Genomic DNA, 26,728 nt, shown 5'->3' with positions numbered 1-26,728 from the left:
TTCAGATCCGTATCAGTTGATGATGCGCAGGTCGGAGAACCACCCGGCGGAGACCGCCATGATGTAGAAGTCGGTCAGGATCACGGTGAACAGCGACGTCATCGCGAAGGTGCCGTGCTTCGGGTTCAGCTTGGACACGAAGGTCCAGTACCGGTAGCGCATCGGGTGCTTGGAGAAGTTCTTCAGCCGGCCGCCGACGATGTGCCGGCAGGCGTGGCAGGACAGCGTGTACAGCCACAGCATCACCAGGTTGATCCAGATGATCACCGTGCCGAGACCGATCCCGAACCCACCGCCGTCGCCGTGGAAGGCCTGGACGCCGTCGTAGATGTTCAGCACACCGAAGATCAGCGCGCCGTAGAAGAAGTAGCGGTGCAGGTTCAGCGCGACCAGCGGGAACTTCCGCTCACCGGTGTAGTTCTTGTGCGGCTCGGGCACCGCGCAGGCGGCCGGCGCGAAGAACAGCGAGCGGTACCCCGCCTTGCGGTAGTAGTAGCAGGTGCCGCGGAAGCCGGCCAGGATCACGAACGTGATCAGGCTGAACGGCAGGAACCGCGGGAAGTCGCCGAACCAGGTGCCGAGATGGCTGGAACCCTCGACACAGCTGCTGGTCACACACGGCGAGTACAGCGGCGTGAGGTAGTGGTACGCGTCGACCCAGTACCACTTGTTCATGAAGATCCGGATCGTCGCGTAGACGATGAAGAAGCCCAGGATCACGCCGATACGCAACGGCGCGAGCCACCATCGATCCGTTCTTGCAGTCTTGAGGCCTACTTGTGCGCGGCCCGGCGCTTCTACCCCCGTTGCCATCAGGGAGCGTGCCTGTCAGGCGCGCCGAAGCCTTCGTGTTCCGCGTCGGTCCACATGGACGCGTCATACTCCACGTCGGGAATCTCCTCGAGTTCCTCCGGAACGGGTCCGGGCCTGTGCCTGGGGTCGGGCGGGCCGAGCTCCGCGAGATCGTCGCTCAGCCGGGCCACGTCGGACACCAGGCGGCGGATGCCGAGGGTGTCACCGTACTCCTGACTGAGTTTGCCGACGGCAGCGTGTAACCCTTCGAGCGCGCGGACGACCGCGGCGATGTTGCCTGGGCTGTTGTTGCCCTCACCCATGCCGACTCCAGTAATGGTTTTGTAGCTGTCAGTATGGGCACACTTTGCCCCTGCCGAGCGCCCAACGGAAGACCCCTCGGTACGGCGTGTTTCCAGTTAGGGTTACCTCAGTTGCGACCTGCGGACGGGTGGAGTAATGGAGCGAATCCGGCCTGCAGCGCAAGAAGATTCGCGGGTGGTGTGAGGGTCTCGACCTGTTCCAGCCCAGGTGGTCGCCGCGGCTCGCCGTACCCCTCCCACGACCAGGGCAGCAGCTGCTGACCGAGCACCAGCGCGGGTGAACCGTCGAACCGCACCATCGCCCCGTCGGGCAGGTCGGAGAGGTCCTGGATCGTCGTCCGTTGCCGCCGGCTCCGCGATTCGACCCGCTGGCTGTGCAGTACGGCGTCCATCGCGGCGGCTCGTGGTCGCTCGGCGAGACCCTGTGCGCTCGCCCACGCACCGGCGTACAGCAGGAAATCCCTGCGCCGGCAGTAATGACAGGGTCGATGGCCGGCGGCGAGCGCGACCGCTTCGTCGAAGAAGAACAGTGCGGTCCAGCGTCCCGGCGGCATCGGATCGCGGCGGATCCCTTTCCAGTCGAGGACACAGCAGATCCACGCCTTCGACCGCCAACGGGTCGTTCCCAGGCGGCGATCGGCGCCGTGCAGGCTGCCGCGGTTGCCCATCAGCAGGCCGCGACCGGGGTCGGCGACGATCTCCTGGGTGGGCAGAACCCTGTTCTGCAACGGCATCCCCGCATCATGCCGGACGCGGGCGGCAGTTTCTGGCAGAGTCGCGACAATGCGGATCGTGGTGGGTGTTGCGGTGGTGCGGGACGGCCTGGTGCTGGCGGCGTACCGGCCCGGGCCGGACGGCGGCTGGGAGTTCCCGGGCGGGAAGGTCGAGCCGGGGGAGACCGACGAACAGGCGGCCGTCCGGGAGCTCCGCGAGGAGCTGGACCTGGAGATCAAGGTCGGTGAGTCGCTGGGTCCTGGCGTGGACATCTCGGAGGCCTACCGGCTGCACGTTTACCGGGCCGTGATCGTCGCCGGCGACCCGGTGCTGCGGGAGCACGCGGAGCTGCGGTGGTTCGCGCCCGAGGATCTCGACGAGAGTGACTGGCTGGTACCCGATCGTCCATTCGTCAAGGCACTGCGAACTCGCCGGTAGTGGCGGAAGTCACACCGGTCACGATTCGGTGACTAGCGTCGGCTTCCCATGGCGTCCACACTGCGAGATACGTAGGGTTCCCGGCAACCCGGCGAGCCCGGGTCAAAAGGTGCGGGGTGCATCACCATGAAGGACGGGTGACAGGCGATGACGCTGGGGGTATCGGAGACGCAGTCTCCCGATGAGGGACTGCCGACAGATGCTCTGGTCGAGACTGCCGAAGCGAAGGAGATCGAGGGCCGCTCGCCGGGGGAGATCGCGTGGGCACGGCTGCGGCGCGACAAGATCGCGATCGCCAGTGCGATCGTGATTCTGCTGATCATTCTGGTGGCGCTGTTCGCGCCGCTGATCGTGAAGCTGAACGGGTTCCCGCCCGATCAGTTCAACAAGCTGAACGCGAACGGCGATCCGTTGCTGAACACCCGCGACGGCGGTATCCCGATCGGCGGGTTGTGGGGCAGCGGCACGAGCTCCGAGCACTGGCTCGGCGTCGAGCCGCAGAACGGCCGCGACGTCTTCTCGCGGCTCGTCTACGGCACGCGGGTCTCGCTGCTCGTGGCGCTCGGCGGAACGATCATCGCGGTCGTGCTCGGCACCGTGATCGGCATGGTGTCCGGGTACTTCGGCGGCTGGGTCGACACGCTGCTCAGCCGGCTGATGGACATCATGCTGAGCTTCCCGTCGCTGCTGTTCGTGATGGCTCTGACACCGGTAGTCGCGTCGCGCGGCCAGGACCTGTTGGGCATACCCGACGACAACAAGCTCAGGATGGGCGTGCTGATGTTCGTCCTCGGCTTCTTCGGCTGGGCCTACCTCGCGCGCATCGTCCGTGGTCAAACGCTTTCGTTGCGTGAGCGCGAGTTCGTGGAGGCGGCGAGATCACTCGGCGCCGGGCCGAACTACGTGCTGTTCCGGCAGGTCCTGCCGAACCTGTTGCCGACGCTGCTGGTCTACACGACGCTGCTGCTCCCGACGAACATCACCGCGGAGGCCGCGCTGTCCTTCCTGGGTGTCGGTATCAAGGAGCCGACCGCTTCGTGGGGCCGGATGATCGCCGACGCGTCGGCCTGGATCGAGAGCAATCCGTTGTACCTGTTCTTCCCGGGCACGGCGCTGTTCATCACCGTGCTCGCGTTCAACCTGCTCGGCGATTCCGTCCGGGACGCCCTCGATCCGCGTGCGGGAAGGAGCTGACCGGTGGGCCGCTATCTCATCCGCCGCCTGATCCAGGCGGTGTTCGTACTGCTGGTGATCAGCGCGATCACGTTCTTCCTGTTCTGGGCCACGCCGGCGAATCCCGCGTTGCTGATCTGCGGCAGGAACTGCAATGCGGAGACGGTCGCGCAGGTCAACGCGACGTACGGCTTCGACAAGCCGCTGGTCGTGCAGTACGGCCAGTACATGCAGGGACTGGTGAGCCCGGGCGGGCGGACGATCGGATCCGAGGGCAACGAGCGCAACTGCGCGTGGCCGTGCTTCGGTGAGTCGTACCAGAACGGCATCCCGGTCTGGAACTCGATCAAGGACGCGTTCCCGGCGACGCTGTGGCTGGCTCTCGGGGCCGCGGTCCTCTGGTTGTTGTCCGGCGTGATGCTCGGCCTGATCGCCGCGCTCCGTAAGGGCAAGTTCATCGACAAGTTCAGCGTCGGCCTGGCGCTGTTCGGGGTGTCGTTCCCGACGATCGTGTTCGGCTACCTGCTGCTGTTCTTGTTCATCGTGAAGCTGAAGTGGATCCCGTTCCCGGACACGGCGAACGCGGCCTTGTTCACGGTCGGTCCGGTGAAGTGGCTGCAGTTCTACATCCTGCCGTGGATCACGCTCGCGCTGGTGTTCGCGGCGCTCTACACGCGGATCACCAGGGCCAACATGATCGACACCATGAACGAGGACTACATCCGGACGGCCCGGGCGAAGGGCCTGGGCGAGCGGACCGTGGTCTTCAAGCACGGGCTGCGGTCCGCGCTGACCCCGATCGTGACCATCTTCGGCCTGGACGTCGGCGGCCTGCTCGGCGGCGCGGTGATCACCGAACAGATCTTCAGCATCACCGGCCTCGGCAAGTTCTCCATCGACTCCGTGCTCAGCAACGACCTGCCCGCGATCATGGGCGTGGTGCTGTTCGCGGCGATCTTCGTGGTGCTCGCGAACATCGTCGTCGACGTCCTGTACGCCGTTATCGACCCGCGCGTGCGGCTGTCCTGATCAGGTGAGGTGAGATGACCGAATCCGTGACCAGTGCGCCGCCGGCGGACACCCGTGCCGGAAAGCCGTTCCTCGAGGTCAAGGACCTGCAGGTGCACTTCCCGACCGACGACGGGCTGGTGAAGGCCGTCAACGGCCTGAACTTCACCCTCGAGCGGGGCAAGACGCTCGGTATCGTCGGCGAGTCCGGCTCCGGCAAGAGCGTGTCCAGCCTGGCCATCATGGGCCTGCACAAGGGCAGCAAGGCGAAGGTGAGCGGCGAGATCTGGCTGGACGGCGCCGAGCTGGTGTCGATGTCCGTGCCCGAGATGCGGGCCCTGCGGGGTCAGCAGGTCGCGATGATCTTCCAGGACCCGCTGTCGGCGATGCATCCGTTCTACCGCGTCGGTGACCAGCTCACCGAGGCGTTCCTGGTACACAACAACGCGCCGAAGGCGGTGGCCAAGAAGCGCGCGGTCGAGCTGCTCGACCGGGTCGGCATCCCGTCGCCGGACAAGCGGTTCTTCGACTACCCGCACCAGTTCTCCGGCGGTATGCGGCAGCGCGCGATGATCGCGATGGCGCTGATGTGCGACCCCGCGCTGCTGATCGCCGACGAGCCGACCACGGCCCTCGACGTCACCGTCCAGGCCCAGATCCTGGACCTGATGAAGGATCTGCAGAAGGAGTTCAACTCCGCGATCATCCTGATCACGCACGATCTCGGTGTGGTCGCCAAGATGACCGAGAACGTGGTCGTGATGTACGGCGGCCGCGTCGTCGAGTCGGGCAACGTCCGGGACATCTTCTACCGGCCGGAGATGCCGTACACCTGGGGTCTGCTGGGCTCGATCCCGCGGGTGAACCGCTCCGGCGACGGGCGGCTCAAGTCGATCCGGGGTACTCCGCCGTCGCTGATCAACCTGCCCAAGGGCTGCCCGTTCCAGCCGCGCTGTGACTACCAGGAGCACGTCGAGGGGGCGAATTGCGCCACCGAGCTGCCGGAACTGCTGCAGATCGGCCAGGAACAGCATCGGGTGCGGTGCCACATCAACTCCGAGCAGCGCAAACAGCTGTTCACCGAGCAGATCAAGCCGAGTCTCTGATGGCGGGGGAGTGCTGGTGAGTACGACGACATCGGCCGAGCAGGCGACCGGGAAGCAGGCCGCCGGCGGCGAACTGCTGCTCGAGACGCGGGGGCTGCAACGCTATTTCCCGGTCACCCAGGGGATCATCTTCCAGAAGCAGACCGGGGCCGTGAAGGCGGTCGACGGTGTCGACCTCAGCATCCGCGCCGGCGAGACACTCGGCGTGGTCGGTGAGTCCGGCTGCGGGAAGACCACCACCGGCCGGCTGGTGACCCGGCTGGACGAGCCGACCGGCGGCACGATCTCGTTCATGGGCTCGGACATCACGCACCTGAACCGGGCCCGGATGCGCCCGTTCCGCCGGGAGATCCAGATGATCTTCCAGGACCCGTTCTCGTCGCTGAACCCGCGGCAGACCGTCGGCACCATCATCGGCGCGCCGTTCGACATCCAGAAGGTGAAGAGCGAGACCGGGACGAAGAAGGCGGTCCAGACCCTGATGGAACGGGTCGGGCTGAACCCCGAGCACTACAACCGGTATCCGCACGAGTTCTCCGGCGGCCAGCGGCAGCGGATCGGCGTCGCCCGGGCGCTCGCGCTGCGGCCGAAGCTGATCGTCTGTGACGAGCCGGTGTCGGCGCTCGACGTGTCGATCCAGGCGCAGATCGTGAACCTGCTGGAGGACCTGCAGGAGGAGTTCGATCTCGCCTACCTGTTCATCGCGCACGACCTGTCGGTGATCCGGCACATCTCCGACCGGGTCGCGGTGATGTACCTCGGCAAGGTGGTCGAGACCGCCGACCGGGACGAGCTCTACAACCATGCTCGGCACCCGTACACGCACGCGTTGCTGTCCGCGGTGCCGGAGGCCGATCCGGACGCCGAGGAGCGGCGCGAGCGGATCCGGCTGACCGGTGACGTGCCGAGCCCACTGAACCCGCCCTCGGGGTGCCGCTTCCGGACCAGGTGCTGGAAGGCACAGGAAATCTGCGCTGCGGAAGAGCCGCCGCTGATGCAGATCGGAGCCCCGGGCCATCAAGCGGCTTGCCACTTCCCGGAAGAACGGGACGTGGTGTGACTACTACACAGAGTGTTCGTCCGGTGTAGCGACGGCATTGAAGGGATCACGATCCGGTCAAGCGGCCCACACTCCATTGCGCAGGTTTGTGAACACGTGAGTTGATGACCGCCACATGACGTAGATCAGTTTCTCCATGCCGCCGTGACCCGGCGACAAGTGTCAACACAAGGAAGGAAATCACTGGCCATGGATCACCTCAAACGACCCGGAGCGGCCATCGCCGCAGGGTTGGTTCTGAGCCTGACCGCGGTTGCCTGCGGCGGGGGGAACAGCGAGACGCCGAGCGGGCAGGCTTCGGCCGGTGCCAAGGGGGGCACCGTCACCGTCTACTCGGTCACCGACGTCGAACACCTCGACCCGGCGCGGAACTTCGTCACCGACTCCCAGATGATCGGCAAGCTGATCACCCGGACGCTGACGGACTACCGGTACGACGCCAAGGCGAAGAAGATCATCCTCGAGAAGGACCTCGCGGAGAGTTACGAGGCCACCCCGGACTTCAAGACCTGGACCTTCAAGCTGAAGGACGGACTGAAGTACGAGGACGGCACGCCGATCGTTGCCGCCGACATCAAGTACAACGCCGAGCGGTCGTTCGCCGCGGACATGGCCGAGGGTGCGCCGTACGCGCACGAGTACCTCGACTGCAAGGGCTACAAGGGCCCGTACGTCGCTGACAACAACGGTGGCAAGGGCTGCACCGCCATCGAGGTCCCGGACGAGAAGACGATCGTCTTCAAGCTGAACCGCCCGGTCGCCTCGTTCGACGGTACGGCGAGCATGAAGGTCTTCTCGCCGGTTCCGAAGGCCAAGGACACCAAGACGCAGTACGACAGCCGCCCGGTCGCCAGCGGCCCGTACAAGATCGAGTCGTACACGCGGAAGAAGCAGCTGGTGCTGGTCCGCAACACCAACTGGGACCAGAAGACCGACCCGCTGCGCGACGCCCGGCCGGACAAGTTCATCTTCAAGTTCGGTGACGCCGAGGCGACCGTCGACCAGCGGCTGATCGCGAACGGCGCGGCGGACCAGAGCTCGCTGAGCTTCACCGGTGTGCAGCCGGAGAACATCGCCAAGACGAACGGGGCCGGCGTCAAGGACCGCATCGTCGAGGGCACCGACATCTGCCGCCGCTACATCGCGTTCAACCAGCAGAAGCCGTTGCTGAAGAACCAGAAGCTGCGCGAGGCGCTGTACGTCGGCCTGGACCGGACGAGCTACCGCGACGGCCGCGGTGGCGAGCGGCTCTCTGCGGTGGTCGACTCGATCATCCCGCAGGACATGGAGGGCTACAAGAAAGAGGAGACGTTCAACGTTCCGCCGGAGGGCGACCAGGCGAAGGCCAAGCAGCTGCTGACCGAGGCCGGCTACAAGGGCGAGAAGCTCGTCCTGGGTACGGCGGACTCCGGTCTGGCCGTGAAGGCCGCCGAGGCCGCTCAGGCGTCCTGGAAGGCGATCGGGGTCAACGTCGAGATCCAGAAGATCCCGGGTGACAACTACTACTCGACCCAGCAGCAGGACTCGTCGGCGACCGACCTGATCACCGCCGGCTGGTGCTACGACTGGGCGAGCCTGACGACGATCGTGCCGTCGGTCTTCGGACCGGACACGACCGCCCCGGGCAAGGCCGCGCAGAACAACTACGCGCGCAGCCAGGCCGGCTGGGACAAGATGGCCGAGCTGGCCAAGGAGTCCGACAAGTCGAAGATCGAGACCGGTCTGTCCGACCTGTACGTCGAGATCATGAAGACGGCGCCGCTGGTGCCGACCGTTCAGGACCTCAACGTCTACGTCGTGGGCTCGAACCTCGACAACGTGGTCACCGACCCGAACACCGGTGGCTTCCCCGACCTGACGCAGATCGGTGTGAAGAAAGTGAGCTGATCCCAGCACACTTCTGAGAAGGGCAGTGCCTCCGGGTGCTGCCCTTCTCGCTTGTTCACACACAGCAACTGTATGGGTGATTTGTATGGGTTGTACCTGGCAGGCGGCCGGGCCCGGAGACGAGAATCCTTGCTGAACTCTTGGGGAGGAGTGAGGCATGTCGGTGTATCCGGCAGTTCCAGCGGTGCGACTCGAGGACGTTGCACCGCAGATCGTCTGCGAGGTCTACGAGCTCGGATCGCACCGGCGGACGCCCGCCGCGGTCAACGAGCTGACCAGTCGCCAGGTGACGATCGGCCGGATGATGTCGACCGGCGCGAAGGACGCCGCGATCGCCCGCGACCTCGGACTGTCGCTACGCACCGTGCGTTCGGAGATCAGTGCGCTGATCGCCGGTCTCGGCGCCAAGTCGCGGTTCCAGGCCGGCTGCCTGCTGGTCCGCCGCTTCGGCTGACCCGCTGCCGGGAGAACTGTCCGGAGGGCGACGTAGGCTTTCGGCATGGTTGAGCTTGCTGAGCGCCGGCTGCTGCTGGTGCACGCCCACCCGGACGACGAAACCATCAACAACGGTGTGACGATGGCGCGCTACGTCGCCGAGGGCGCCCACGTCACCCTGATCACCTGCACCCTCGGCGAGGAGGGAGAGGTCCTCGTCCCCGACCTGGCCCACCTGGCCGCCGACCAGGACGACGGCCTCGGCGAGCACCGGATCGGTGAACTCGCGAACGCGATGGCCGAGCTCGGTGTCACCGACCACCGGTTCCTGGGCGGCGCGGGGAAGTACCGCGACACCGGGATGATCTACAACGACGAGGGCAACGCGGACGTCCCGCCGCAGACCCGCAAGGACAGCTTCTGGCAGGCGGACCTGGTCGCCGCGGCGAACGATCTGGTCCCGGTGATCCGCGAGCTCCGCCCGCAGGTCCTGGTGACCTACGACGAGTGGGGCAACTACGGCCACCCCGATCACATCAAGGCGCACCGCGTCGCGACGTACGCCGCCGCGCTGGCCGCCGCCCGGTCGTACCGGGAGGACCTCGGACCGGCCTGGGACATCCCGAAGATCTACTGGACCGCGATGGCCGAGTCCCGGATGCGCGAGCAGCTCCGGGCGCTCCGCGACTCCGGGGACACCACCACCTTCGAGGGGATGGACCCGGACGGCCCGATGCCGCCGATGATCACGCCGGACCGGCTGATCGACTGTGTGATCGAGGGCGAGGAGTTCATCGACCGCAAGATGAACGCGATGAAGGCGCACGCCACCCAGATCACTGTCGACGGACCGTTCTTCGCGCTGTCCAACAACAACGGCAACCAGATCTGGGCCTCCGAGCCGTACCGCCTGGTCAAGGGCACCCCGGCCCCCGGCCCGGACGGCCTGGAACACGACCTGTTCGCCGGTCTGTGAGGTGACCGTTCCCACACGCTCGGTTGAGGCATCAACCTGTCGGCGGGCATAACCTGCTGAGGTGTCCTCAACCGAGTCGAGTGGGAACGTCCCGCCTGCGGAGTTCCGCGCTGCGCTCGGCCAGTTCGCGTCGGGGATCACGATCATGAGCACGCTGCAGGACGGCGTCGCGCACGCGATGACCGCCAACGCGTTCACGTCGGTGTCGCTCGATCCGCCGCTGGTGCTGGTCTGCGTCGACAAGGGCGTCCGGATGCACTCCGCCGTCCTGGACTGCGGTTACTGGGCCGTGTCGGTGCTCTCCGGGGCGCAGAAGGCGATCGCGGAGCGGTTCGCGCGGTCCGGGCGGGATCTGTACAGCCAGTTCGACGGCATCGGTACGACGGCCGGCCCGAAAACCGGGTGCCCGACCGTCGACGGCGCCCTGTCGTGGCTCGAGTGCCGGACCTGGGCGACGTACGACGGGGGCGACCACACGATCGTGGTGGGTGAGGTGCTGAGCCTCGGGACGGGCGATGCACGCGACCCGAGCGCACTGATCTACCATTCCAGTCACTACCGGGAACTGCCCGGAAACTGATTGTTACTGCCGGGGCATCGCGGGGCGGCCCCGACGGTCGGTGGGGCCTGCCCCGTCCCGTAGGATGTGCGCTTGTGCCCTGACCAAGCGCTCGAGCGGGAGGACTCTGTCCGGTGGGGAGAAAGCAGCTCGCGGGGATCATCGCCGCCGCGGGGCTCGGTGTTGTCGTCGTGGGGTACGGCGCGGCGTTCGCGTTCGCCGGAGCCAAGATCCCGACGGACACGACCGTGCTCGGCATCCCGATCGGCGGCCTGTCCGAGGCCGACGCGAAGACCAAGCTGACCGCGGGCCTCAAGGACCGCGTGGCCGCGCCGATCGCGCTGAAGGCCGGCGACTCCAAGTTCCAGGTCCAGCCGGCGGACGCCGGGCTGTCCGTGGACGTGGACAAGACCGTCGCCGCCGCGGGCGCGGGCCGCAGCCTGGCCCCCGGCCGGATCTGGCACGCGCTGAGCGGCGGGGACGCGGTCGAGCCGGTCGTGACCAAGGACGACGCGAAGCTGAAGGCGGCCGTCGACAAGCTGGCCGGCCAGGTGAACCGCAAGGCCACCGAGGGCACGATCACCTTCAAGGGCACGCAGCCGGTGAAGCACGACCCGGCCGACGGCCTGCAGCTGGACACCGCGAAGGCGGTCGACGCGGTGCTCGCGGCGTACCCGTCGGACGGGACCCCGAAGGAACTGCCGGCCGATGTCACCAAGCCGCAGGCCGCCTCCGAGGCGATCGACAAGGCGCTCAAGGAGTTCGCCGAGCCCGCGATGTCGGGCCCGATCCGGCTGACCGTCGGGTCGAAGTCGGTCGAGCTGGAGCCGGCCGAGCTCGCGCCGGCGCTGGCGGTCAGCGTGCAGGAGGGGAAGGTCATCCCGGCGCTGAACACCAAGCTGCTGGAGCCGCTGTTCGTGCAGCGGTTCAAGGCGCTGGAGACACTGCCGAAGGACGCGACGGTGCAGATCGTCGGGGCCGGTCCGAAGGTCGTCCCGGCGGTCAACGGGATGGTCGTCGACCGGGCGAAGGTCGGGGCGGCGATCCTCGCGATCCTGCCGAAGCCGACCGGTGAGCGGCGCGCCGCCGTACCGCTGACGGCGACTCCGGCGAAGTTCACCACCGCGCAGGCGACCGCGCTCGGGATCACGCAGAACATCGGCGACTTCAAGACCGAGTTCCCGCACGCGCCGTACCGCAACACCAACATCGGGACGGCCGCGGCCAAGATCAACGGGACGCTGCTGAAGCCGAACGAAGAGTTCAGCCTGAACAAGATCGTCGGCGAGCGGACCAAGGAGAACGGGTTCGCCGAGGGGTACATCATCAGCGGCGGCAAGTTCGAGAAGGACTTCGGCGGCGGTGTCTCGCAGTCGGCGACCACGACGTTCAACGCGGCGTTCTTCGCCGGGCTGAAGATCGTCGCGCACAAGGCGCACAGCGTCTACATCAGCCGCTACCCGGTCGGGCGGGAAGCGACCGTGGCCTGGCCGAACGTGGACCTGAAGTTCCTGAACGACTCCGGGCACGGCCTGCTGGTGCAGACGATCTTCAAGGCGTCGACGCCGGGCAGCAAGGGCAGTATCCGGGTGATCATCTGGGGCACCAAGTTCGTCGACGTCACCGCCGGGCAGTCGGAGAAGACGAACTTTCGGCAGCCGAGCATCGAGTACAACACGGCCGCGAAGTGCGAGCCGCAGGCGCCGACCGCGGGCTTCGACATCACCATCTACCGGTACTTCGCGAAGAACGGCGTCCGGGTGAAGACCGAGTCGTTCACCACGAAGTACAACGCGGCCAACGACATCCGCTGCGGGCCGAAGCCAGGCACCACCGTGACCCCGCCACCGGGCGGCATCTCAACCCCACCCGGCCGAAAACCAGGCGTCACCACAACGACAACCCGTCCACCGAGCTGATCTGTCAGTTGCGGTTGAGGGTGTGTAGGCCGGCGGCGACCTGGGTGAAGACCGGTTCTGCGATCGCGGCGCCTTCGCGGCGGACGTGGTGTGGGTCGATGCGGAGGACGCGGTCGAGGCGGACCTCGCTGGGACGCTGCTCCTTGTCCCAGGAGCCGCTGCCGATGTCCAGCCAGACCCGGCCCCAGCGCGCCTCGTCGGCGGCGTCGCGGTCGTGGTCCTTGCTGGTGAGGATCAGCGCCAGCAGGTACGGCTCGTCCCAGCCGACGACCAGCACCGGGCGGTCCTTGCCGCGGCTGAAGTCCTCCTCGAACGGCACCCAGGTCCAGACGATCTCACCGGGATCCGCGACCCCGTCGTCCGGGTGCGGCGTGTACTCCACCCGCACCGTGCCCTCGAAGTCCCCCGGGTACTCCGGCCGCTCGACCACATGATCCGCCATGCCACCGGAGCCTAGCGGGGGTGGCTGGTCAGGTAGCGGTAGCGGTAGGCCTCGCGGTAGCCGAGACGGGTGTACGTCGCCATCGCGCCGGTGTTCTCGACGAGGACCTCCAGATAGGTACGGCGGCCGCCGTGCGGTCCCGCCCAGCGCGCCAGCGCCTGCACAATCGCCGTACCGAGGCCCTGGCGGCGGTAGTCGTCAGCCACGCGGATCGCATCCACCCCGAGCCAGTGCCCGGTCATGGAGCCACGTCCGACAGCCGCCACGACCCCGTCGAGAGTCACCGATGCGAACACCGCCTTGGGCGCTCCTTCGAGCACCTTCGGGGCTACCTCCGGTACCGGGCCCTGGAAAGCGGCGGCGTACCATGCGTCATTCGGTGCCTCGTCGAGCTGTACGTCGTATCCGGGAAGCGCGTTCACGTGGTCCAGCGTGGTGTGCATGACCAGTACGTCGGACTGGTCCGGGCGGGCGTCCACCCAGCCGCAAGCGCGAATCTCCTGGTCTTCGGGGCTGCCTACGCGGATCAGAGCCTGTGGAGGAAGGTGGCGCTCCCGGTAGAAGGTGCTTGCCTGGTGGAGGGCGTCGGGGACCGGCATACCAGGGTCTCCGGCCGGGAGGAGCGAGTTCCCGCGGCCCGTCCAGCCGGAGGATGCTCGGAGCAACCAGTGGCCGACGTACGCCGTCTCGACGGCTGGGCGGCCCAGTGCGGTCGTGAGGAAGAGCTGGTCGACGTCCACCGGGCGGAGCGGCATCTCTGGGATCGTCTTGGCGGCGGTCACATCGGCTGCCGGGATTTCATGGACCGAGCCATCCGCGTGGCGGACAATGGCCAGTGCGGGGGTCCACGACTGCAGAACGCCGATGAGGTCGGTCAGACCGCCTGGAATCCGGTGCCGGACGACGACACGGTGGCCGATATCACGGGCACCCAGGCCTGACACGATCCGGACTCCTGGCACAGTGGTCAACGTACTACCGTGATACTAGAGACACCGAGCACCACCGCATCGCAGCACCCCAGTCCCCGCTGCGCTTGCCTGCCATAGGAGGAGTAGCAGTGACCTACGTCATCGCGCAGCCGTGTGTTGACCTGAAGGACCTCGCCTGTGTCGAGGAGTGCCCCGTCGACTGCATCTACGAGGGCAACCGGATGCTGTACATCCACCCCGACGAATGCGTCGACTGCGGAGCCTGCGAGCCGGTCTGCCCGGTGGAGGCGATCTACTACGAGGACGACACTCCGGAGCAGTGGAAGGACTACTACACCGCGAACGTCGACTTCTTCAACGACCTCGGCTCGCCCGGCGGTGCGTCCAAGATGGGCAAGATCGACAAGGACCACCCGTTCATCGCCGCCCTGCCCCCGCAGGAACACGACGAGTAACTCATTCATCACACAACGTCCGAAGGAACGTGGCCTCGAGCGCACGTTTCTTCGGACGTTGTGTTTATTGCTCCAGGACGTCGACGTGGACGTGGTCGAGGTGGCGGAGGATCTTGGGGTCTCCGGAGCGTTCGGGTGGGGTGTAGTCCCGCCAGCCCGAGTCCGACCGGCCGCCGGCGGTCCAGATCTTGTCGCTGAAGATGACCGTCTTGATCTTCAGCAGATCCGCCCGCGCGACCAGGTACTGCGCCATCGCCCAGCCCTTGGTGGTGTTCGCCGCCGAGATCGGGCGCACGAACACGTCGACCGCCCGCCCGTCGTAGTGCGCCGATCCCTCCATGTGCCCGGTCCTCACTCCGCCCGCGGCGTACCCACCGGTCGACACACTCCCGAACGTCCGGAGCAGGTCCTTCCGTACGGCGTCGGCACGCGGCGTCAGCCCGTTGCGCCCCATGACCTCCTGCGGCACCGCGTCCGTGTTCACGGTGCAACTGAACACGCTCTTCGACTGCCCTGTCAGCGCTGACGCGAGCACGCGGGCGTCCGCCTCGTGGTCGGCGTACGCGTTCGGGAACGCGCTGCGCTGCACCTTGTCGGCCGCGACCGTGATGGCGAGCTTCTGGTAGTTCTTGATCTTCACGAGCGCGTCGTAGAACTTGCCGGCCGCGTAGTGCGGGTCCTGCACCTGCGCCGCCGTACCCCAGCCCTGTGACGGCCGCTGCTGGAACAGCCCGAGCGAGTCCCGGTCGCCGTGCGCCAGGTTGCGCAGGCCGGATTCCTGGTAGGCCGTGGCGAGCGCGATCGTCGCCGCGCGGGCCGGCAGACCGCGCCGTACGGCGACGCCCGCGATGATCGCTGCCGACTCGGCCTGCTCGAAGTCGACCACGACCGTCTGCCCGTTCACGGACGCCGAGCATTCCTCGGTCGGCGGCAGGAGGTTGCCGACGTGCTTCCCGCCGAGCCAGGCGATGCCGACCCCGACCGCCAGGCTGAGCACGCCAATGCCCCCGACGGCCACGAGGGCACCACGCTTTATCGGCATACCGCTCCCAACGTCCGAGGGCGGGTGACAGGTTCCTGCCTCACGAACGGGTTGACGTGCCGAGCCTCACGTCGGTTGGCGAATTCATACTTTCGGACGATCAGGCGTTGGCGTGCAGAGCCTCGTTGAGCGTGATGCCTTCGCCCTTGCGCGGGCGGGCCTCCACCGCGCCGGTCACCGAGTTGCGGATGAAGAGCAGCCCGGGCTGTCCGGACAGGTCGCGGGCCTTGACCACGCTGCCGTCCGGGAGGGTGACCTTGGTGCCGGCGGTCACGTACAGGCCCGCCTCGACCACGCAGTCGTCGCCGAGCGAGATCCCGGTACCGCCGTTCGCGCCGAGCAGGCAGCGCTTGCCGATCGAGACGACCTGCTTGCCGCCGCCGGACAGGGTGCCCATGATGGACGCGCCCGCGCCGATGTCGCTGCCGTCGTCGACCACGACACCGGCGACGATCCGGCCCTCGACCATCGACGTGCCGAGCGTGCCGGCGTTGAAGTTCACGAAACCCTCGTGCATCACCGTCGTTCCTTCGGCGAGGTGCGCGCCGAGCCGAACGCGGTCCGCGTCGCCGATCCGGACCCCGGACGGTACGACGTAGTCCGTCATCCGCGGGAACTTGTCCACGCTCGTGACGCTCAGGTGCTGACCCGCCGCGCGCGCCCGCAACCGCACGTTCTCGATCTCCTCGACCGGGACCGGGCCGAGCGACGTCCACGCGTTGTTCGGGAGGGCGCCGAAGATGCCGGCCAGGTTCACGCCGTGCGGGCGGACCAGGCGGTGGCTCAGGAGGTGCAGCCGGAGATACGCGTCCGCCGTACCGTCCGGGGCCGCGTCCAGCGCGATCTCGGTCGTCACGACCTCACGCCGTACCTGCCGGAGGTCGTCCTTGCCCTCCGCCGCTACCAGTTCGGCCGGAGCCTTCGAGTCCGCGGGCTGCGTCCCGAGCTCGGGCGCCGGATACCAGACATCCAGGACGTCCCCAGCGGTCGTAACGGTCGCGAGGCCGAAGCCCCAGGCGTGCGTGGCGTTCTCGGTCATGGGCCTACCCTAATTCGGCGGCGCTCGGGGACGGCCCTGTGGTCTACTTTTCGGATGCTTCCTGGCTGGGTTCCGCGTGCTGTGGTGCTGGAGGAGTTGGCGGCACCAGGGGAGGACGCGGTGCACTCGGAGCTGTTGCGGCAGTGGGGGTCGTCGGAGGTACGGCGGTTGTCGTACGGGTTGCGCAGCGTGATCGTGAAGCGGGGGACCGACGGGCAGTCCGGCGAGGCGAGTGCTTACGAGCGCTTCGTCGTACCGTTCGAACTGCCGGCGCCGGACCTGCTGTACGGCGTCGACGGCGTGCTCGTGCTGGCCGACGTGGGCCGGGTGACGCTGGAGCAGGAGCCGAGCGCCGAAGGATTCCTTGCGGCCGCCGAGCTGCTCGCGGCGATCCGGAAACAGCCGGTCGGCGGGCCGAGCGAGTTCCCGCCGGAGCGGGTGAAGGAGCTGGCGGATCGGATCGGGCGGATCGACTTCGATCTCGGCCCGCTCACCGAAGCGCTGGCCGGGGTGCACCGGGAGGCTCCGACGGCCGTCGTCCACGGCGACTTCGTGCCGAAGAACCTGGTCACCGACGGCCGGCGGTGGACCGCGGTCGACTGGCCGGGCGCGTACCTGGCGCCGCATCTGAGCGACCTCTACACCCTGATCCGCGATGCCGTTGCCCTCGGCCACGACCGCGCGCCGATCGTGCGGCGGTACGTCGACGCCGCCGGAGCCGACCCCGCCTTGGTGGAGCGTCAGCTCCTGGTGGGCGGCGGCTGCTTCTACCTGCTGGCGTTGACGTTCGTGGTCGAGGAGGGCCTGCGGACGATCCCGGACTCCGTGCACTGGATCGACGGCCTGCTCACCGAACTCGAGGACGTCGTCGGAGCCCTGGCATGAAGCTGCTCGTCCTCGGCGGCACCAAGAATCTCGGGCGGCACGTGGTCGAGGCCGCGCTCGCGGACGGTCATGAGGTGACGCTGTTCAACCGCGGGCAGACGAACCCCGGCCTCTTCCCTTCCGTACGCCGGATCGCCGGCGACCGCGCCGCGCCCGACGCGCTCGCCGCGGGCGAGTGGGACGGCGTGATCGACATGTCCGGCTTCCTGGTCCGGGACGTCGCGCTCAGCGCGTCCGTACTCCGCGACCGCTGTGGCCACTACACGTACATGTCCTCGATCGCCGTGTACGCCAGCAAGACCACGCCCGGTATGACGGAGTCCGCGCCGTTGCTGCTCTGGCCGGCCGGTGCCCCCGAGGACCATTTCACGATGGACCTCTACGGGCCGTCGAAGGTCCGCAACGAGTCGTTGCTCACCGCCACCTTCGGTGACCGCACCGCCGCCGTACGCTCCGGTTTCGTCGTCGGCCCGTACAACCCCGACTTCGGCAACTGGGGCTGGGCGCTGGCCCACGACCTCCCGATGGAATGCGCCGCCCGCCCCGACCAGCCCATCCAGTACATCGACGCCCGCGATCTGGCAGCCTTCCTCCTCCACCTCACCACCAAGCGCATCCCGGGCCCTTTCAACGCGGTAGGCCCCACGCAGACGATGGCGGACCTGGCCACCGCCTGGCGCGCCGCCGTACCCAACCCCCACCCCATCAACTGGTCCCCCGAGGTAGACCGCTTCCACCTCCCCCACGACGGCACCAACGACGGCACCTTCCACCTGGACAACACCCGAGCCCTCCACGCCGGCCTCCACCTCCGCCCCGACAAGGCGATCGCCCACGACTACGTGACCTGGATCCAAGCCGGAAACATCCCGCCGGACCCACCTCACTGAGGTTGTGGACAACCCGGCGCACGGCCCAGCGATGCTTCGTAGGATTGCGGCGTGATGATTGTGCGTGGTGGCGGGCCTGGTGGGGCTACTAGTTCTCGGGCGGGGTTCAGCGGCGTGGACGGGACTCGGTACTCCGGGACGTCGGGTGGGCGGCAGGTGGTGCCGTTGCCTGGCGGGGATCGGGTCGTCGCGGCGGGGGATCGGCTGCGGTACAAGGTTTATCCGGAGCTTGATGCGGGGCTGAGCTACTCGGCGACGTACGTGGCCGTCGAAGTGGTGTTTGCGGACGGGGCTGGGCTGGACGGGGCGCGGGACCAGTACGGGAAGGCTGCTGACGCGGCGGGACAGGGTGCCGCGAAGATCCTGTACGCCGGTCAGTGGAACGACGTCCAGGTCGACTTGACCGCGGCCGCGGGGAGGACCGTCGAGCAGGTCGTGCTCGTGGTGGATGCGCCCGAGGCGGGCCACGAGTTCGTGGGATGGATCGACGACGTCGAGATCGGTCCCGCGCCCGCGGAGCCCGACGGGACGGACCTGGCGGCGTACGTCGACACGCGCCGCGGGACCAACGCCAGCCATGACTTCTCCCGCGGGAATACGCTGCCGATCACCGCCTGGCCGAACGGGTTCAACTTCCTCACCCCGGTCACGAACGCCTCGACGCACCGCTGGCCGTACGAGTACCACCGCGCCAACAACGCGGACAACCGCCCCGAGCTGCAGGGCCTCACGTTCTCGCACCAGCCGAGCCCGTGGATGGGCGACCGCGATCAGCTGACGATCATGCCGGTCGCCGCCGCCGAGCCGCTGGGCGATCCCGCCGAGCGCGCCGCCGCGTTCAGCCACGACGACGAGACCGCGCGCCCCGACCTGTACGCGGTCGACCTCGCGAACGGGGTCCGCGCGGAGCTCACTCCGACCGATCACGGCGCGATCTTCCGGTTCACGTTCCCGCGGGACGCGGCCGGACGGCACCTGATCTTCGACACGATCGACGAGCACGGCGCCTTCTCGTACGACGGGAACGCGATCACCGGCTGGGTCGAGAACGGCTCGGAGACGGGTCGCACCCGCATGTACTGCTACGGCGAGTTCTCGACCGCTCCCATCGCTTTCGGTGCAGCGCACGGTGGTCGCGCCAACGCCCGCGCCGCGACGTTCGACGTACCAGAGGTGACGTTGCGGATCGCGACCTCGTTCATCGGCGTGGACCAGGCGCGGCACAACCTGGAACTCGAGCTCGCGGGGCGGTCCTTCGAGGAGATCCAGGCCGCCGCCAACGCGGTGTGGAACGAGCGCCTGCAGGTCATCCGGCCGGAGGGCGCGACGCCGCCGCAGCTGCGGACCGTGTACGGCAACCTGTACCGGCTCAACCTCTACCCGAACTCACACTTCGAGAACGCGGGTACGCCGGACGCACCGGAGTACCGCTACGCCAGCCCGGTCCTGCCCACCTCAGGTGACCCGACCGAGCGGGACACGAACGCGGTCGTGAAGAGCGGCAAGATGTACGTGAACAGCGGGTTCTGGGACACGTACCGGACCGCGTGGCCGGCGTACGCGTTCTTCTATCCGGCGCTGACCGCGGAGCTGGTCGACGGGTTCGTGCAGCAGTACCGCGACGGTGGCTGGATCGCGCGCTGGTCCTCGCCCGGGTACGCGGACTGTATGACCGGGACGAGCTCGGACGTGTCGTTCGCGGACGCGTACCTCAAGGGCGTGACGTTGCCCGACCCGCTGGCGACGTACGACGCGGGGCTGCGGAACGCGACTGTCGCTCCTTCGGAAACGGAGGTCGGGCGGAAGGGCATCGAGACCGGGATCTTCGCCGGGTACGTGAGCACCGACACCGAGGAGAGCGTGTCGTGGTCGCTCGAGGCGTACCTGAACGACTTCGCGCTCGCGGAGATGGCCACGCGTCTGGCCGACGAGCATCCCGAGCGTCGTGACCAGCTGCTGGAGGAAGCGGAGTACCTGCGGCGCCGGTCGCTGAACTACGTGCTGCTGTTCGACAACTCGGTGAACTTCTTCCAGGGGCGGCGGGCGGACGGCTCCTTCGCCAAGACCGCTGCCGATTTCGATCCCGAGGAGTGGGGCGGCGACTTCACCGAGACCGACGGGTGGAACTTCGCGTTCCACGTCGCGCACGACCCGCGCGGCCTGGCCAACCTGTACGGCGGACCGCGCGGTCTGGAGGCGAAGCTCGACGCGTTCTTCGCGACTCCCGAACTCGCGGTCAAGAAGGGCACGTACTCGATCGTCATCCACGAGATGCTCGAGGCGCAGGCGGTCCGGATGGGGCAGTTCGGCTTCTCGAACCAGCCGGCGCACCACATCGCCTGGATGTACAACTACACCGGTACGCCGGCCAAGACCCAGGCGATCGCCCGCGAGGTCCTCGACCGGCTGTACGTCGGTGAGCAGATCGGGCAGGGGTACCCGGGTGACGAGGACAACGGCGAGATGTCCGCGTGGTACCTGTTCGCGGCGCTCGGCCTGTACCCGCTCCGGGTCGGCGCTCCCGAGTACGCGATCGGCTCGCCACTCTTCCCGCGTGTACTTGTCTCCCCGTTGGGCGGCCGCCCTCTCACGATCACTGCCTCAGGTGCTGAACACCCTTATGTACAAGACCTCCAGGTCGACGGCAAGCAGCTGTCCGTAGCCTCCATCACCCACGCGGACCTGACTGCTGCCGACCAACTCCACTTCACCCTGGGCGCCGAGCCGTCCGACTGGGCGACCCTGGAACTCCCGCCGGCGCTGACCTCGAACGACGCCGTCGCCAGGCCCCTCGTCGACCTGATCCCGGTCGACCCGAGCAACCCGCTCCTCGATGACACCTCCGCCACCGAAACCACCCTCGAACGAGTCGCCTGGACCCTCCCGGCCCCCGCAACGCCCACCCTCTACACCCTCACGTCGGGCTCGGCGGACGCCCCCAGCGCGTGGCAACTGGAGGCATCCACCGACGGCACCACGTGGACCCTGCTCGACGAGCGCACCAACCAGACCTTCCGCTGGTCCCGCCAAACCCGCCCCTTCACCATCAAGACCCCAGGCGAGTACCAGCACTACCGCCTAACCACACCGACCCCGGCAACCCTCGCTCAACTAGAACTCCTGCACTGAGCCCACGCAGTCAAACGGACACCGCCGCGAAGCGGTGTCCTGTTGGTGGGGTTACTTCTTGGGGGCGGAGGTGGCTCTGATGTGGAGTTCGGTGCGGAGGGTGACGGTGGAGGGTGGGCGGCCGGGGGAGGCGGTTCGGTCTTTCAGGAGGAGGCCGGCGGTGCGGCCCAGCTCGTACGTCGGCTGGGCCACGGTGGTGAGGCTGGGTACGACGAGGTCGGCCCAGGGGATGTCGTCGAAGCCGACGATCGCGATGTCGTCGGGTGCACGCAGGCCTTTCTTCGCGAGGCATTCCAGGGCGCCGACGGTCATCAGGTTGTTGGTGGCGAACAGCGCCTCGGGCGGGTCGGGGAGTTCGAGCAGGCTTTCCATCGCGGCGTACCCGCCGGCCTCGCGGAAGTCGGCGTGCCGGACCAGGTCCTTGTCGTACCGGATGCCGCCGGCCCGCAGCGCCGACCGGTACCCGGCCAGGCGGTCCATCGCGGTCGACACCTTGCGCGGGCCGGTGATGCAGGCGATTCGCCGGTATCCGCCGTCGATCAGGTGTTTGACGCCCTCGAACGCACCGTGCTCGTTGTCGACCAGCACCGTGTCGGCCTCGACGCCCTCCACGCGGCGGTCGATCATCACGAGCGGGATCTTCGCGTTCGCGAGCAGGTGCACGCCCTCGGCCGTCGACGTCGGGGAGATCACGACGCCGGCCATCTGGTCGGTCAGGACCGCCGACGCGTACGCCGCTTCCTTCGCCGAGTCCTCGTCGGAGTTGCAGAGGACGACGTGGTACCCCTCGGTCTGCGCGACGTCCTCGAGGCCGCGGACCAGTGAGGTGAAGAACGGGTTCTCGATGTCGGAGATGACGACTGCCCAGAGGTTCGTCGAGGACTTGCGCAGGTTCCGCGCGACTCCGTTCGGCCGGTACCCGAGCTCGGCGACCGCGGCCCGGACCTTCTCCGACAGTTCGGGATCCACGTTCCGCCGGCCGCTCAGCACGCGTGACACCGTCGCCGGTGACACCCCCGACCTACGCGCTACGTCGTAGATCGTCGTCATACCCGCTCCCCGCTGGAGATCCGATGGTCGTCTGGATCGCACTCTAACTCCGATCCGAGCCGAAGTGCCCACGGAGTGGTGTAGCTCGGCGGGCACCAGGATCTCATGTCACCGACGTGACGCCTTCCAGTAGTGCCAGCGCTGCGGCGTGTGAAGGGGCGGAGTCGGCGGCGCCGTTGACCGTGGTCGAGAGGGCACCTGCCGCGTTCGCCAGCCGTACGGCGTCCACCAGGTCGGCCCCATGTGCGAGCGAGGCGGCCAGCGATCCGCAGAACGCGTCGCCCGCGCCGACCGTGTCGACGGTGTCCACGTCAAACGCAGCGATCCGCTCCTCGAACCCGCCGACCCGGTCCAGGACGTAGGCGCCCCGGGACCCGAGCGTCACCACGCAGGCCCGCAGGTCCCAGTCCTCGGCGAGTTTGCGCGCGATCATCGGCACCTGCGACTCGTCGTCGCAGTTCAGCCCGGTGAGGGCCGCCGCCTCCACCTCGTTCGGCACCAGGATGTCGACGTACGCCGCCAGCGTCGGATCGACCGGACCGACCGGGGCCGGTGTCAGGATCGTGGTGACGCCCGCGGCCGAGGCGAGCCGGAGGGCGGTGTGGCTCGCCTCGACCGGGAGCTCGAGTTGCACGCTCAGCACCTTGCTCGCGGTCAGTACGTCGGTCGCGGCCTCGACGTCCGGCGCGGTGATCGCCGCGTTCGCGCGGGACACGATGATGATCGAGTTCCCGCCGTCCGGCAGTACCAGCGGCAGCCCGACCCCGGTGCCGAGCGACGGGTGCCGCACGACCCACGAGGTGTCGACCCCGTTCGCGGACAGCAGCTCCAGGAACTCCTCGCCGTACCGATCGTCGCCGATCGTCCCGATGATCGCGGTCCGCGCACCCATGCGGGCAGCGGCGATCGCCTGGTTCACGCCCTTGCCGCCGAGGAACTCCGCGAACCCGGTCCCGTGCAGCGTCTCGCCCGGCAACGGCCGCCGCTCCGCCGACGCGACGAGATCCTTCATGAACGACCCGAGTACACAGACATCGTTCATGCCTGGTCCTCCGAGAGACGCTTGCCGAGGGCACCGGAGGGGTGGAACCGCGCGAAGTCGTGATGGCTGAATTCCCGCAGTACGACGAGTGCGCACGCCAGCGCGTCGCCCATCGCGAGTGAGGCCGCCGTCGACGCGGTGGGTGCCAGGTTCAGCGGATCCGCCTCGCGGAGCACCATCGTGTCCAGCGTGTACGTCGCCAGTTGCGCGAGCGTCGACTCCTCGCGACCGGTCATCGCGATCACGGGGATCTGGCGGGTCCGCAGCATCCGGGCGAACTCGCACACCTCGGCCGTCTCGCCGGATGCGGACAGCGCCAGGACGAGATCGCGGGACGTCACGGCGCCGGAGTCCCCGTGCAACGCGTCGCCGGAGTGGATGAACGTGGCCGGCGTCCCTGTGCTCGCGAGCGTCGCGGCGATCTTCCGCCCGACCAGGCCGGACTTGCCGAGGCCGGTCACCACCAGGTGACCTTCGCAGCGGGCGACCGCGATCAGGACGTCCAGGAAGACCCCGTCCAGGCGGTCGGCGAGCGCCGACACGGCGGCGGCCTCGGTCTCGATGGCGTCCCGCGCCGCCTGCAGCCCCCTGGCCACCAGGTCTCTGGACAGCTCGTCGGCCGTGCGGTGGACGGACGCACGGTTCGGCACAACTGGCATCCCAGCGCCTCTCGTCTCAGAAATCGATTTCCGCAGATTAGGCAGTGGGATCGGGTGGTGTCAACGCGTGAGCCCTGGTCGAAACCCTTGTGCACAGGCGGGAATCGCCCGCAGTGGTCACATCGGCCTCCCATCGGCCCTTGACCGTTCCGCCCGGCACTCGTACATTGCGAGAAATCGATTACCCTCGGCGAGGACGAACACGGCACACCTTGAAGGGACAGCCCATGAAGCGTGGGGCCTTGCTGCGATCGGCACCGCCCAGGTGGAGTCGAAGGGCATGTCCAGCAAGAGCGACTGCGACTTCGCCGACATCGCGGTCAGCGAGATCACCGGTACGCCGGGAACTTGTCCGGGGCAACGATCTCTCGCGGGACCAGGTCGGGTCGGTCTGGAGCGGCGCCGGGTACAACCGGAAGCCGACCGGGATGGTGTGCGTCGGCGACACCATGTACCTCGCCGTCCAGGACCTCGCGATGTTCTCGGACCATGTGTTCACGACGATCTGGTTCGCGGACTTACGGCGCGGCGGGTCGCTCGCGCCGGACGGGTCTGTGCACGCGTACGGGCCGAACGCGTCCAACCTGAGCGTGATCAGTCAGGGCGGCGTCACGTACCTGGCCAGCAGAAGCGGCACCTGATTTCGGCGCTCTCGTGCGCTCGGGCGGATCTCAGACACTCAGCAAGCGGGGTGGGTTGGGTGGTCGCACGCTTGGCGGTGGCTTCTGGGGTGCTGGCGGGTGGGGTTAGTGAGTGGTGGGCGTCCGCTGAGCCGGCGAGACGGTCTACGGCCAGGGGAGGAGGTCGGGGGTTGGGCCTGTGATGGGAGATGGGGTGGGGCGGCCGGCGTACCAGGCGGTCAGGTCGGTGAGAGCGCCTTCGAGGGTGATGTTTTCGCCGGTGCCGTTGGTCCAGGTGTGGGTGGGGGACTTGAGGGTCAGGTGGGTGTTGTCGGGGGTGCGGGGGCGGAGGAAGTCCAGGAGGTGGAGGCAGAAGTCGGCGGACCAGGTGGTGGCGGTGATGCCGAGGTCGAGGTCGGTGGTGTGGATGGTGAGTTCGCGCCACGTCGCCTGCAGGCCCGCGGAGAGGTTGCTGTTGCGGTGCAGGATCGGGAGCGGCCAGTCGGTCGGGCCGACCTTCTCCCAGGAGGCGAGCAACGTGGTGACGGCCTGCGTCAGGTGGGAGCGGAGCTCGGCGGCGGGGCGGTCGGCGCCGGCCTCGATCGCGGCGTCGCGTGCCGGGCGCCCACCGTCGTAGACCTCGACGAGCCGGCCCTGCAGTGCCTCGTCGACCTGACGCGTCATCGCCTCGGAGAAGTTCGCGATGTGGGTGATCACGTGCCCGCGTGACCACCCGGGTAGGCCGGACGCGCCGCGGGCGGTGGCGTCGTCGAGGTCTGCTGTCACGGCCAGCAGTTGGTCGGCGATCGCGCGTACTTCGTTCAGGGCCACAGCAGCTCCTTGGTCCAGTTCTCGTCCAGGCGGTAACGCAGTCGGAGGTGCCGGCGGTCCGGGTCGGCCTGCCAGAACTCGACCTCGTCGGCGTGCAGCGTGTACAGCGTCCAGTTCGGGGCGATCAGCTCGGGATCCGCGGCGATCCGGTCGGCCTGCTCCTGCACCGCGGGATCGATGTCGGCGCGGTCCGCCAGTACGGCGCTCTGCCGGCCGACGAGGGCTTCCGCCCGGGCCGCGGGCGGGCGGAGCAGGAAGTCGCGGGCCGATTCGTCCGCCGGGGCTGGCACGACTCGCCCCGAGACGCGGACCTGGCGACCGAGCGGGATCCAGTAGAACGTCAGAGCGGCGTACGGCGTGGTCTCGAGCTCCTCGCCCTTGCGGCTGGTCGACGACGACGCGAACTGCCAGCCGCCCTCCGTCACGTTCTTGAGGATCAGCACGCGCGCGTTGGGCCGTCCGTCGGCGCGGACCGTCGACAACGTGGCCGCGCACGGCTCCACCACGTCACGGTCGATCGCCGCCAGCAACCACTCGACGAACAGCTCGTACGGCGCGTCGGGAGTCTGCGACGGATCCCAGGACGGCGGGGTCCCGGTCAGCGTTGGTGCGGCGCGGAGACGCGTGCGGAGATCGCTCACGGTTCGAGACCCTAGAGCACGAATCCACATGCCATCAATCGAATATCCCATTAGGATCATCAGATGACCACGCTGGCGTTCGCTCTGGCTGCCACGATCAAGCACGACGGGCACGGCGGCGTCGCGGACCTCCTGTCGACGCCGGAGCAGACCGCCGCGTGGCTGAACCAGCACGACGCCCTGGTCGCGCAGGTACTGGGCGACGGGTTGGGGAGGATCGCCCACCCGATTCGGGAAGAAATCCTCCCCAACGTGAGAGATGAGCTGGTGGGGATCCGTCGGGCGGTGCGGGCGCTGTTTGCTCGGGCGGTGGCGCCCGGGGCTGCCAGTAAGGCGGATGCTGATCGGTTGATGGGGGTCGAGGACGCGCTGCGGATGGTGAACCGGGCGGCGGAGGCGTTGGGGTGTGAGCAGCTGGAGTGGGTGGAGGGCGCGGCTCCGGCGACCAAGCGCGTGCCGCGGACCGCGGATCCGGTGGAGTTGCTCGTGGGGGCGGTTGGGCGGTCGGCGATCGACTTTCTGGCGGGGCCGGATCGCGCGCGGTTGCGGGCCTGCCCGGCCGCGCGGTGTGTGAAGTACTTCTTGCAGGACGACCCGCGGCAGACGTGGTGCTCGCCGGCGTGCGGGAATCGCGAGCGGGTGAACCGGCATTACCGGAAACGGACCGCCGGATAATCTGTG

At 68.1% G+C, this 26,728-nt stretch carries 28 protein-coding genes; 16 read left to right on the top strand and 12 right to left on the bottom strand.

The features are described from left to right. Positions 1–12: 12 nt before the first annotated feature. The 3 genes from E0H50_RS06420 to E0H50_RS06410 all read right to left on the bottom strand — a co-directional run bounded on the left by E0H50_RS06420 (position 13) and on the right by E0H50_RS06410 (position 1,849). Positions 13–732, bottom strand: a complete 720-nt coding sequence (locus tag E0H50_RS06420; protein ID WP_238150807.1) for a hypothetical protein — start codon at positions 730–732, stop codon at positions 13–15. Positions 733–812: 80 nt separating this feature from the next. After that, positions 813–1,115 carry a hypothetical protein gene (locus tag E0H50_RS06415; protein WP_131285659.1) on the bottom strand — a complete coding sequence of 101 codons (303 nt, stop codon included), beginning with the start codon at positions 1,113–1,115 and terminating at the stop codon, positions 813–815. A 107-nt stretch (positions 1,116–1,222) separates the two neighbouring features. Next, a complete protein-coding gene (locus tag E0H50_RS06410; RefSeq protein ID WP_131285658.1) occupies positions 1,223–1,849 on the bottom strand; it encodes a hypothetical protein in 627 nt (208 codons plus the stop codon). A gap of 49 nt (positions 1,850–1,898) precedes the next feature. Here E0H50_RS06410 and E0H50_RS06405 point away from each other — a divergent pair, with 49 nt between their 5' ends. From E0H50_RS06405 to E0H50_RS06360, 10 genes are all read left to right on the top strand, one after another. Then, positions 1,899–2,267 carry a (deoxy)nucleoside triphosphate pyrophosphohydrolase gene (locus E0H50_RS06405; RefSeq protein WP_131285657.1) on the top strand — a complete coding sequence of 123 codons (369 nt, stop codon included), beginning with the start codon at positions 1,899–1,901 and terminating at the stop codon, positions 2,265–2,267. 147 nt (positions 2,268–2,414) lie between these two features. After that, the gene (locus tag E0H50_RS06400) at positions 2,415–3,461 is read left to right on the top strand and encodes an ABC transporter permease (RefSeq protein ID WP_131285656.1); all 1,047 of its coding nucleotides are present in this window, start codon (positions 2,415–2,417) and stop codon (positions 3,459–3,461) included. Between the two features lie 3 nt (positions 3,462–3,464). Further along, complete coding sequence (locus tag E0H50_RS06395; RefSeq protein ID WP_131285655.1) at positions 3,465–4,469, top strand: ABC transporter permease; 1,005 nt, start codon at positions 3,465–3,467, stop codon at positions 4,467–4,469. 14 nt (positions 4,470–4,483) lie between these two features. Continuing rightward, a complete protein-coding gene (locus E0H50_RS06390) occupies positions 4,484–5,554 on the top strand; it encodes an ABC transporter ATP-binding protein (protein WP_131285654.1) in 1,071 nt (356 codons plus the stop codon). Positions 5,555–5,570: 16 nt separating this feature from the next. Beyond that, entirely contained in the window at positions 5,571–6,614 is a 1,044-nt protein-coding gene (locus E0H50_RS06385) for an ABC transporter ATP-binding protein (RefSeq protein ID WP_131285653.1), read from the top strand. Positions 6,615–6,803: 189 nt separating this feature from the next. Continuing rightward, positions 6,804–8,501, top strand: a complete 1,698-nt coding sequence (locus tag E0H50_RS06380; RefSeq protein WP_131285651.1) for an ABC transporter substrate-binding protein — start codon at positions 6,804–6,806, stop codon at positions 8,499–8,501. 157 nt (positions 8,502–8,658) lie between these two features. Continuing rightward, positions 8,659–8,955 carry a LuxR C-terminal-related transcriptional regulator gene (locus E0H50_RS06375; RefSeq protein WP_131285650.1) on the top strand — a complete coding sequence of 99 codons (297 nt, stop codon included), beginning with the start codon at positions 8,659–8,661 and terminating at the stop codon, positions 8,953–8,955. Positions 8,956–9,000: 45 nt separating this feature from the next. Beyond that, positions 9,001–9,912: an N-acetyl-1-D-myo-inositol-2-amino-2-deoxy-alpha-D-glucopyranoside deacetylase gene (gene mshB, locus E0H50_RS06370; RefSeq protein WP_131285648.1), complete on the top strand. Its 912-nt coding sequence runs from the start codon at positions 9,001–9,003 to the stop codon at positions 9,910–9,912. Between the two features lie 61 nt (positions 9,913–9,973). Beyond that, entirely contained in the window at positions 9,974–10,492 is a 519-nt protein-coding gene (locus E0H50_RS06365; protein ID WP_131285647.1) for a flavin reductase family protein, read from the top strand. 113 nt (positions 10,493–10,605) lie between these two features. Continuing rightward, positions 10,606–12,390 (top strand): VanW family protein, encoded by a 1,785-nt coding sequence (locus tag E0H50_RS06360; protein WP_131285645.1) that lies wholly within the window; start codon positions 10,606–10,608, stop codon positions 12,388–12,390. Positions 12,391–12,394: 4 nt separating this feature from the next. Here E0H50_RS06360 and E0H50_RS06355 read toward each other — a convergent pair whose 3' ends face one another. Both E0H50_RS06355 and E0H50_RS06350 read right to left on the bottom strand, forming a co-directional pair. Further along, entirely contained in the window at positions 12,395–12,832 is a 438-nt protein-coding gene (locus tag E0H50_RS06355) for a type II toxin-antitoxin system PemK/MazF family toxin (RefSeq protein WP_131285643.1), read from the bottom strand. 11 nt (positions 12,833–12,843) lie between these two features. Next, positions 12,844–13,776 (bottom strand): GNAT family N-acetyltransferase, encoded by a 933-nt coding sequence (locus E0H50_RS06350; RefSeq protein ID WP_238150806.1) that lies wholly within the window; start codon positions 13,774–13,776, stop codon positions 12,844–12,846. Positions 13,777–13,892: 116 nt separating this feature from the next. Here E0H50_RS06350 and fdxA point away from each other — a divergent pair, with 116 nt between their 5' ends. Next, a complete protein-coding gene (gene fdxA / locus E0H50_RS06345; protein ID WP_131285641.1) occupies positions 13,893–14,219 on the top strand; it encodes a ferredoxin in 327 nt (108 codons plus the stop codon). Between the two features lie 64 nt (positions 14,220–14,283). Here fdxA and E0H50_RS06340 read toward each other — a convergent pair whose 3' ends face one another. Both E0H50_RS06340 and dapD read right to left on the bottom strand, forming a co-directional pair. After that, the gene (locus tag E0H50_RS06340) at positions 14,284–15,261 is read right to left on the bottom strand and encodes a VldE C-terminal domain-containing protein (protein ID WP_131285639.1); all 978 of its coding nucleotides are present in this window, start codon (positions 15,259–15,261) and stop codon (positions 14,284–14,286) included. Positions 15,262–15,361: 100 nt separating this feature from the next. After that, on the bottom strand, positions 15,362–16,300 hold the full coding sequence (gene dapD, locus E0H50_RS06335) for a 2,3,4,5-tetrahydropyridine-2,6-dicarboxylate N-succinyltransferase (RefSeq protein WP_131285638.1): 939 nt from the start codon (positions 16,298–16,300) through the stop codon (positions 15,362–15,364). Between the two features lie 54 nt (positions 16,301–16,354). Between dapD and E0H50_RS06330 the strand changes: the two genes are divergently transcribed. Genes E0H50_RS06330 through E0H50_RS06320 form a run of 3 tightly spaced genes read left to right on the top strand, consistent with a single transcriptional unit; the run spans position 16,355 to position 21,204 of the window. Continuing rightward, positions 16,355–17,185, top strand: coding sequence for a phosphotransferase (locus E0H50_RS06330; RefSeq protein WP_131285636.1), 831 nt, complete (start codon positions 16,355–16,357; stop codon positions 17,183–17,185). Continuing rightward, on the top strand, positions 17,182–18,075 hold the full coding sequence (locus E0H50_RS06325; RefSeq protein WP_131285634.1) for a Rossmann-fold NAD(P)-binding domain-containing protein: 894 nt from the start codon (positions 17,182–17,184) through the stop codon (positions 18,073–18,075). The genes E0H50_RS06330 and E0H50_RS06325 overlap by 4 nt, the downstream gene beginning before the upstream one ends. 54 nt (positions 18,076–18,129) lie before the next feature. Next, entirely contained in the window at positions 18,130–21,204 is a 3,075-nt protein-coding gene (locus E0H50_RS06320) for a GH92 family glycosyl hydrolase (RefSeq protein WP_131286041.1), read from the top strand. A 51-nt stretch (positions 21,205–21,255) separates the two neighbouring features. On the opposite strand, the gene E0H50_RS06315 is transcribed toward E0H50_RS06320, so the two are convergent. The 3 genes from E0H50_RS06315 to E0H50_RS06305 form a co-directional block, all read right to left on the bottom strand. After that, positions 21,256–22,254, bottom strand: coding sequence for a LacI family DNA-binding transcriptional regulator (locus tag E0H50_RS06315; RefSeq protein WP_131285633.1), 999 nt, complete (start codon positions 22,252–22,254; stop codon positions 21,256–21,258). Positions 22,255–22,357: 103 nt separating this feature from the next. Then, positions 22,358–23,296: a ribokinase gene (locus E0H50_RS06310; RefSeq protein WP_131285632.1), complete on the bottom strand. Its 939-nt coding sequence runs from the start codon at positions 23,294–23,296 to the stop codon at positions 22,358–22,360. Then, positions 23,293–23,955: a KpsF/GutQ family sugar-phosphate isomerase gene (locus tag E0H50_RS06305; protein ID WP_238150805.1), complete on the bottom strand. Its 663-nt coding sequence runs from the start codon at positions 23,953–23,955 to the stop codon at positions 23,293–23,295. The genes E0H50_RS06310 and E0H50_RS06305 overlap by 4 nt, the downstream gene beginning before the upstream one ends. Before the next feature lie 428 nt (positions 23,956–24,383). On the opposite strand from E0H50_RS06305, the gene E0H50_RS06300 reads away from it, so the two are divergent. After that, positions 24,384–24,596, top strand: a complete 213-nt coding sequence (locus E0H50_RS06300; protein WP_131285631.1) for a hypothetical protein — start codon at positions 24,384–24,386, stop codon at positions 24,594–24,596. A 144-nt stretch (positions 24,597–24,740) separates the two neighbouring features. On the opposite strand, the gene E0H50_RS06295 is transcribed toward E0H50_RS06300, so the two are convergent. Further along, positions 24,741–25,406, bottom strand: a complete 666-nt coding sequence (locus tag E0H50_RS06295) for a maleylpyruvate isomerase family mycothiol-dependent enzyme (RefSeq protein WP_131285630.1) — start codon at positions 25,404–25,406, stop codon at positions 24,741–24,743. Beyond that, a complete protein-coding gene (locus E0H50_RS06290; protein ID WP_165547012.1) occupies positions 25,397–26,047 on the bottom strand; it encodes a pyridoxine/pyridoxamine 5'-phosphate oxidase in 651 nt (216 codons plus the stop codon). The genes E0H50_RS06295 and E0H50_RS06290 overlap by 10 nt, the downstream gene beginning before the upstream one ends. 63 nt (positions 26,048–26,110) lie before the next feature. On the opposite strand from E0H50_RS06290, the gene E0H50_RS06285 reads away from it, so the two are divergent. Continuing rightward, positions 26,111–26,722 (top strand): CGNR zinc finger domain-containing protein, encoded by a 612-nt coding sequence (locus E0H50_RS06285; protein WP_131285627.1) that lies wholly within the window; start codon positions 26,111–26,113, stop codon positions 26,720–26,722. The last annotated feature ends 6 nt before the right edge of the window (positions 26,723–26,728 follow it).

The organism is Kribbella sindirgiensis, from assembly GCF_004331435.1.
GTDB classification, from domain to species: Bacteria; Actinomycetota; Actinomycetes; order Propionibacteriales; family Kribbellaceae; genus Kribbella; species Kribbella sindirgiensis.
Note: the sequence above shows the minus strand (reverse complement) of the source record. Positions and strands in the feature narration are given on the sequence as shown.

Bases quoted from the DNA above. Each gene is read 5' to 3' on its own strand.
- E0H50_RS06415 (WP_131285659.1), bottom strand. From the start codon at position 1,115: ATGGGTGAGGGCAACAACAGCCCAGGCAACATCGCCGCGGTCGTCCGC.
- E0H50_RS06410 (WP_131285658.1), bottom strand. From the start codon at position 1,849: ATGCCGTTGCAGAACAGGGTTCTGCCCACCCAGGAGATCGTCGCCGAC.
- E0H50_RS06405 (WP_131285657.1), top strand. From the start codon at position 1,899: ATGCGGATCGTGGTGGGTGTTGCGGTGGTGCGGGACGGCCTGGTGCTG.
- E0H50_RS06400 (WP_131285656.1), top strand. From the start codon at position 2,415: ATGACGCTGGGGGTATCGGAGACGCAGTCTCCCGATGAGGGACTGCCG.
- E0H50_RS06390 (WP_131285654.1), top strand. From the start codon at position 4,484: ATGACCGAATCCGTGACCAGTGCGCCGCCGGCGGACACCCGTGCCGGA.
- E0H50_RS06380 (WP_131285651.1), top strand. From the start codon at position 6,804: ATGGATCACCTCAAACGACCCGGAGCGGCCATCGCCGCAGGGTTGGTT.
- E0H50_RS06375 (WP_131285650.1), top strand. From the start codon at position 8,659: ATGTCGGTGTATCCGGCAGTTCCAGCGGTGCGACTCGAGGACGTTGCA.
- mshB (WP_131285648.1), top strand. From the start codon at position 9,001: ATGGTTGAGCTTGCTGAGCGCCGGCTGCTGCTGGTGCACGCCCACCCG.
- E0H50_RS06355 (WP_131285643.1), bottom strand. From the start codon at position 12,832: ATGGCGGATCATGTGGTCGAGCGGCCGGAGTACCCGGGGGACTTCGAG.
- E0H50_RS06340 (WP_131285639.1), bottom strand. From the start codon at position 15,261: ATGCCGATAAAGCGTGGTGCCCTCGTGGCCGTCGGGGGCATTGGCGTG.
- dapD (WP_131285638.1), bottom strand. From the start codon at position 16,300: ATGACCGAGAACGCCACGCACGCCTGGGGCTTCGGCCTCGCGACCGTT.
- E0H50_RS06330 (WP_131285636.1), top strand. From the start codon at position 16,355: ATGCTTCCTGGCTGGGTTCCGCGTGCTGTGGTGCTGGAGGAGTTGGCG.
- E0H50_RS06325 (WP_131285634.1), top strand. From the start codon at position 17,182: ATGAAGCTGCTCGTCCTCGGCGGCACCAAGAATCTCGGGCGGCACGTG.
- E0H50_RS06320 (WP_131286041.1), top strand. From the start codon at position 18,130: ATGATTGTGCGTGGTGGCGGGCCTGGTGGGGCTACTAGTTCTCGGGCG.
- E0H50_RS06315 (WP_131285633.1), bottom strand. From the start codon at position 22,254: ATGACGACGATCTACGACGTAGCGCGTAGGTCGGGGGTGTCACCGGCG.
- E0H50_RS06310 (WP_131285632.1), bottom strand. From the start codon at position 23,296: ATGAACGATGTCTGTGTACTCGGGTCGTTCATGAAGGATCTCGTCGCG.
- E0H50_RS06305 (WP_238150805.1), bottom strand. From the start codon at position 23,955: ATGCCAGTTGTGCCGAACCGTGCGTCCGTCCACCGCACGGCCGACGAG.
- E0H50_RS06300 (WP_131285631.1), top strand. From the start codon at position 24,384: ATGGTGTGCGTCGGCGACACCATGTACCTCGCCGTCCAGGACCTCGCG.
- E0H50_RS06285 (WP_131285627.1), top strand. From the start codon at position 26,111: ATGACCACGCTGGCGTTCGCTCTGGCTGCCACGATCAAGCACGACGGG.